The 5,940-nt window shown below is 69.3% G+C and carries 3 protein-coding genes and 1 pseudogene; 1 reads left to right on the forward strand and 3 read right to left on the reverse strand.

The window, feature by feature from the left end; all coding sequences use genetic code 11:
- The first annotated feature begins 338 nt into the window (after nucleotides 1–338).
- Nucleotides 339–2,498 (forward strand): transposase, encoded by a 2,160-nt coding sequence (locus tag ACFY2Z_RS41510; RefSeq protein ID WP_390749172.1) that lies wholly within the window; start codon nucleotides 339–341, stop codon nucleotides 2,496–2,498.
- Here the strand turns inward: ACFY2Z_RS41510 and ACFY2Z_RS41515 are convergent.
- The 3 genes and pseudogenes from ACFY2Z_RS41515 to ACFY2Z_RS41525 all read right to left on the reverse strand — a co-directional run.
- Nucleotides 2,495–3,889 carry an aspartate aminotransferase family protein gene (locus tag ACFY2Z_RS41515; RefSeq protein ID WP_390749173.1) on the reverse strand — a complete coding sequence of 465 codons (1,395 nt, stop codon included), beginning with the start codon at nucleotides 3,887–3,889 and terminating at the stop codon, nucleotides 2,495–2,497. The genes ACFY2Z_RS41510 and ACFY2Z_RS41515 overlap by 4 nt on opposite strands.
- The gene (gene dxs, locus ACFY2Z_RS41520; protein WP_390749174.1) at nucleotides 3,886–5,781 is read right to left on the reverse strand and encodes a 1-deoxy-D-xylulose-5-phosphate synthase; all 1,896 of its coding nucleotides are present in this window, start codon (nucleotides 5,779–5,781) and stop codon (nucleotides 3,886–3,888) included. Before dxs ends, ACFY2Z_RS41515 begins: the two co-directional genes overlap by 4 nt.
- A gap of 29 nt (nucleotides 5,782–5,810) precedes the next feature.
- Nucleotides 5,811–5,940: pseudogene (locus ACFY2Z_RS41525) on the reverse strand (4-hydroxy-3-methylbut-2-en-1-yl diphosphate synthase); the annotation flags it as partial.

Genomic DNA, 5,940 nt, shown 5'->3' on the forward strand with positions numbered 1-5,940 from the left:
ACTCCAAGCCTTCGACATCACCTTCGACGGCCGGCTCACCGCCGGACGCCGCTGAACGAAACCGACCGAGTTCCACCGTTCGCTACACAGACCCACGAACGCCTCCGCGAGGTCGTGAACAGGGCGAACGTTGCCTGATGCGGCACTAGGTACGAAGGTCGGCCGACGTGCAGCGGGCAAGACGCAGGTGCATGAAAGCCGTCGTAGAGACCGAAGTCCCCTCGTGGCACGGGGCGTTGTCAGTGGGGTCTTGTAGCTTTGGCGTTGGTTGCCGCACTGGTCAGACTGCGGACAGGTGACGGCGTCCTGCATGGGGCAAAAAAGGAGGTGGAGCATCGGTGACCACAGAACTGCGTGACACCACGGCCTCCTTCGATGCTGCTCCTGCTCGTCGATACCGGGGAAAGAACAAGGGGAAGCGCTGGACGCGAAGCGCGGACACTGAGCTTGCGGTGATCCGTCTGCCGCTCGATGTCCACGATCCCGGCATCCGGCACCGGACCGAGAGTTTGTTCTCGGCGATGTGGTCCGTCAAACGGGCACTGCAGCGCGATGCGCGGGACGCCGTAGACGCGTACTGGGCGGGCGATGTCCGCCGTGAGACGGATGCGAGAGCGTGGCGGCTGGAGCTGGGTCTGTCCCGGGAGGGTATGGAGCGCCGCGCTTACCGGCACATGGCAAACGCAAAACATCTCGCACACCACGTCACCAAAGCGCTGGTGATGCACCAGGCGGACGAAGTGTTCGAGACGTCGGTGAGCCGGCATCTGTTCCCGGATTCGTCCGGCCGCAGGCACGGCCGGCCCCGCGCGGGCCCGTGGTGGGACTACACCCGCATCCCGGGCCGCGCCCGCTCCCATACCATCGCCCGGAAGTGGGAGACGTTCCGGCTGCACGGCACCCTGGCCGGGCACCTGGACACCTACCGCAACCGCAACCTCGACCCTACGGTCACCACCCCCGAGCAGGCTGCCGCGCTTCCTGCAGGGACCGGGGTGCTCGAGCAGCCACGGCACCTGCCCACGCCTGTACGTCCTGCGGGACGTATTGAGACGGGCGAGGTGACGGCGAGGAACACCGCGAAGACGCGAGCCGCGACGTGGTGGGACCACACCGGACCTTTAGCCGTCGTGTTCACCGGCGGCGCCGATGCACGTCGTGGTGACCTGGTCCTGCCCGTCCGCCTGCCCTCGGGGTCGGGCCGCTGGCCGCGCCTGGTGCACTTCCTGACCCATCCCGATACCTGGCACAAGATCGACCTCGTGCGCCGCCGCGACACCTCCGCGCCGGGCGGGTGGGCGTACGAAGCCCACCTGATGGTCCTGACCGGCTGCTACGCATCCCCCACCACGAAGGCCCGCCGCACGGCAGCGGCTCAGCTCGAGCGGGTTGGCGGCATCGACGGCAACGTCTCCAACCTCTCCATCGTCTCCTTCCCCAACACCTTCGCCCCCGCCGACGGCAACGTCGAAACAACCCGCATCGAGCCCAGCGACGCGGAGCTTGCCGCGCTGGCGAAATCCCGCCGCAAGGACCGCGGCCGCAGACGCGCTCTCGACCGCTCCCGCCGAGCCTCCAACCCCGGCCAGTACCAGCCATCGAAACGCCAACAAGCCCGCGCCGAACGGCGCCAGGCCGCGGGCCTTCCCGCACGGACCGTCCACACGCCTGGCGGAGCAAGGGCAGCGAACAAGGATGGGATGCCCAAGCAGCCCTACCGGCGCGACAGCCTGTCAGCCAGCTTCCGGCTCAACCGGGCCCGGCTCGCCGAAGCCGCCGCCACGCAGGCTGCGGCCAAAGACCACCGCGCCCGCCGCATCGCCGAAGACATCACCGCCGACCACAGCGCGAACCTGATCGTTGAGGACTGCGACATCCGCACGTGGTACCGCAGGTGGGGCAAAGCACTGCAAGCCACCACACCCGGTAGGCTCATCACCGCTATCGGCCGGGAGTGTGAGAAGGCCGGCGGGCGAATGCTGCGCGCCTCCGCCTTCACCACCAAATTGTCCCTGACGTGCTTCTGCGGAGCGACGGTCGCTAAAACCCTCGCCGACCGAATCCACGCCTGCCCCTCATGCGGGCTCGTCGCAGACCGGGACAAGGTCTCCGCCGCCCTCTGCGCCCACGTCCACCTCACCGACCCCGACGACCCCAGCACCGCGCGCCTGGACGTCGTCCAGGCGCGCCACACACAGATCGTGTTCCATGAAGGGCTGCAAGAAGCCCTGTCGAGTCAACCGCAGCGCCGTGCCCGCCCCGCACGGGGCCGCACCCACGCGGCAGCCCACAAGCCGGATGCTTTCGGCCGCGGGCCTCTGCTCGACAAAACACCACCACCCGGTACCGGACTTACCCCGAATGAGACCCGACCCGCGAACGAGCGGCACAAGGCCCACGTCGGAACAGCTGGCTGCACAGAGCTGGTACGCCACCCAGGCATGCTGGCCCCGCACAGGCACCAGGTGGGCATCACCTCATTACGTGATGACTCTTAGCGGTTCGCCACCGCCTGCTTGATCAGTGTCTTACCGAAGTCCCACATCAGGCCGCCGCCGTGCGCGTCGTCCATCACCGCGGTGAAGGCGTCCACGAACCGGTCGACGTCCTGCTCGTCGATGATCAGCGGCGGGATCAGCTTGATCACCTCCAGATGGTCGCCGGAGACCTGGGTGAGGATCCGGTGCCGTTGCAGCAGCGGGACGACGACCATCTGCGCGAACAGGCCCTTACGGGCGGCCTGGAGCATGGTCCACCGCCCGCGCAGCCTGAGCGAGCTGGGTCGGCCGAACTCGATGCCGATCATCAGACCCCGGCCGCGTACGTCGCTGAGCAGCTCGTACTTGTCCACGAGCGCCGTGAGCCGGGACTTCAGCTGCTCGCCGACGGCCCGGGCGTTGGCGACGATCTGCTCGTTCTCCATGACGCTGAGGACCGCGAGCCCGGACGTCATCGCCTGGGCGTTGGAGCCGAAGCTCGCCGAGTGCACCAGCACCCGGTCCATCGACGAGTAGACCTTCTTGAAGATCCACTCCTTGCCGAGGGTGGCGCCGACCGGTACATAGCCGCCCGAGAGCGCCTTCGCCACGCACACCAGGTCCGGGGTCACGCCGTCCTCGTGCTGGTAGGCGTAGAAGTCTCCGGTCCGGCCGAGGCCGGTCTGCACCTCGTCGGCGATCAGCAGCGCCTTGTGCCGGTGCAGCAGCTCCTGGGCGGCCCGCAGATAGCCGGTCGGGGCCTCGTGCACGCCCTTGCCCTGGATCGGCTCGACGATGAGGGCCGCCACGTCCCCCTTGTCCAGCTCCCGGGCCAGGGCGTCGAGGTCGCCGAGCGGGACCGGGGTGTCGGGCAGCAGCGGGGCGAAGCCGTCACGGAACCCGGATTCACCGTTCACCGAGAGGGACCCGGTGGTCAGCCCGTGGAAGGCGTGGCTGCAGTACAGGATCCGCGGCCGGCCGGTGGCGTACCGGGCGAACTTCAGCGCGGTCTCGACCGCCTCCGTCCCGCTGTTGCCGAAGAACACCCGGTCCAGATGGGGGCTGTGCGCGAGCAGCTTCTCCGCCAGCAGCCCGGGCAGCGGCTGGCAGTCGAAGCGGGTGAGGTCGGCGAGCTGCGCGTCCAGGACGTCGTGCAGCGCTTTGCGGACCACGGGGTGGTGGCGGCCCAGGCCCATCACCCCGAAGCCGGCGAGCATGTCCAGGTAGTCGTTGCCGTCCGCGTCCCAGAAGTGGGCACCCTCGGCCCGCTCGTAGATCTTGTCGAAGCCGATGGTGTGGAGCATGCGCGGGAGCTGGTGGTTGAGGTACCTGGCGTGCAGCTCGTAGCGCTCGGCCCCGCGCTCGGCGAGGAGCGCGCCGAGGTCGAAGTCACCGCCGGAAGGGATGGTCATTCCTGTTTCTCCTTGGACAGCTCGTCCCTGGCGGTCAGGCTGGCGCTGATCCGCCCCGCGATCTCGACGGGCGTGAGACCGATGTCGGCGAGCACCTCGGCGCGCTTGGCGTGCGCGAGGAACTGCTCCGGGATGCCGAACCTGCGGACGGGTACGTCGACGTCGGCGTCGCCGAGCGCCAGCGCGACCGCGGATCCGACGCCGGCGGCACGGCTGTTGTCCTCGACGACCGCGACCAGCCGGTGACCGGCGGCGAGTCCCGGCAGATCGGGGTCGACGGGCTTGACCCAGCGCGGGTCGACGACCGTGCAGCCGATGCCACGGGCCTCGAGGAGGTCGGCGGTCTGCAGGCAGACGGGTGCCATGACACCGACGGCGACCAGCAGCACATCCGGCCGCTCCGCACGATGCAGCACGTCCAGGCCGCCCACCCGGTCCACGGCGGGGATCGCGGGGCCCACCGACTCCTTCGGGAAGCGGATCAGGGTCGGGGCGTCGTCGACCGCCACCGCCTCCCGCAGCTGCGCCCGCAGCTGGTCGGCGTCGCGTGGTGCGGCGATCCTGAGGCCCGGCACGACCTGGAGGACCGACATGTCCCACATGCCGTTGTGCGAGGCTCCGTCGACGCCCGTGACCCCGGCCCGGTCCAGGACGAAGGTGACGCCGCAGCGGTGCAGGGCCACGTCCATGAGGAGCTGGTCGAAGGCCCGGTTGAGGAAGGTCGCGTAGACGGCGACGACGGGATGCAGGCCGCCCGTTGCCAGGCCCGCCGCGGACACCGCCGCGTGCTGCTCGGCTATGCCCACGTCCCACACCCGGTCGGGGAACCGCTCCGCGAACCCGGCCAGGCCGACCGGGTGCAGCATGGCCGCCGTGATGGCGACGACGTCCTCGCGCTCCTCGCCGATCCGCGCGATCTCGTCGCCGAACACCGACGTCCACGAGGGGCCGCCGGAGGGCCTCAGCGGCGCGCAGGTGAGCGGGTCCATCACGCCGACGGTGTGGAAGCGGTCCTCCTCGTGGGCGAGCGCGGGCTCGTAGCCGCGGCCCTTCTCGGTCAGACAGTGGATCACCACCGGCCCGTGGAAGCGCTTCGCGCGGCGCAGCGCCGACTCGACGGCCCGGACGTCGTGCCCGTCGATGGGTCCTACGTACTTCAGGCCCAGGTCCTCGAAGAGGCCCTGCGGGGCGAACGCGTCCTTGAAGCCCTTCTTCGCGCCGTGCAGGGCCTCGTAGACGGTGTTGCCGACGACGGGCGTGCGCTGGAGCACGTCCTTGCCCCACGCCAGCACCTTCTCGTAGCCGTCCGTCGTGCGCAGGGTGGCGAGGTGGTTGGCGAGTCCGCCGATGGTGGGCGCGTACGAGCGCTCGTTGTCGTTGACGACGATGATCAGCGGGCGGTCCTTGGCGGCGGCGATGTTGTTGAGCGCCTCCCAGGCCATGCCGCCGGTGAGGGCGCCGTCGCCGATGACCGCGACGACATGGCCTTTCTCCCCCTGGACCTGGCGGGCCTTGGCGAGCCCGTCGGCCCAGCCGAGCGCGGTGGAGGCATGGCTGTTCTCGATGATGTCGTGCTCCGACTCCTCACGCGACGGATAGCCGGACAGGCCGCCCTTGCCGCGCAGTTTGGAGAAGTCCTGACGTCCTGTCAGCAGCTTGTGCACATAGCTCTGGTGGCCGGTGTCCCACAGGATGCGGTCGACCGGTGACTCGAAGGCCCGGTGGAGCGCGATGGAGAGTTCCACCACCCCCAGATTGGGCCCCAGATGACCCCCCGTCCTCGCGACCGCGTGGATCAGGAACTCCCTGATCTCCTCGGCCAGTCGGCTCAGGTCCGCCTCGGACAGTGCCTTCAGGTCACGTGGTCCCCGGATGCTCTCCAGAATCGTCACGCTCGGGCCCCCTCTCACGTCCGTGCTGTTCAACTCACGGTGACGGCCGGTTCTCCGGCCCCGGCGCCGTCCTTCTCCATCTGCTCGGCCAGCTTCATGGCCTCCTCGATCAGGGTCTCCACGATCTTCGACTCGGGCACCGTCTTGATGACCTCGCCC

The sequence above is a fragment of the Streptomyces sp. NPDC001222 genome, from assembly GCF_042896945.1.
Lineage (GTDB): Bacteria > Actinomycetota > Actinomycetes > Streptomycetales > Streptomycetaceae > Streptomyces > Streptomyces gibsoniae.

What these genes read in the sequence shown, in the direction of transcription:
- ACFY2Z_RS41515 (WP_390749173.1), bottom strand. Translation starts at nt 3,889, where the DNA reads ATGACCATCCCTTCCGGCGGTGACTTCGACCTCGGCGCGCTCCTCGCC.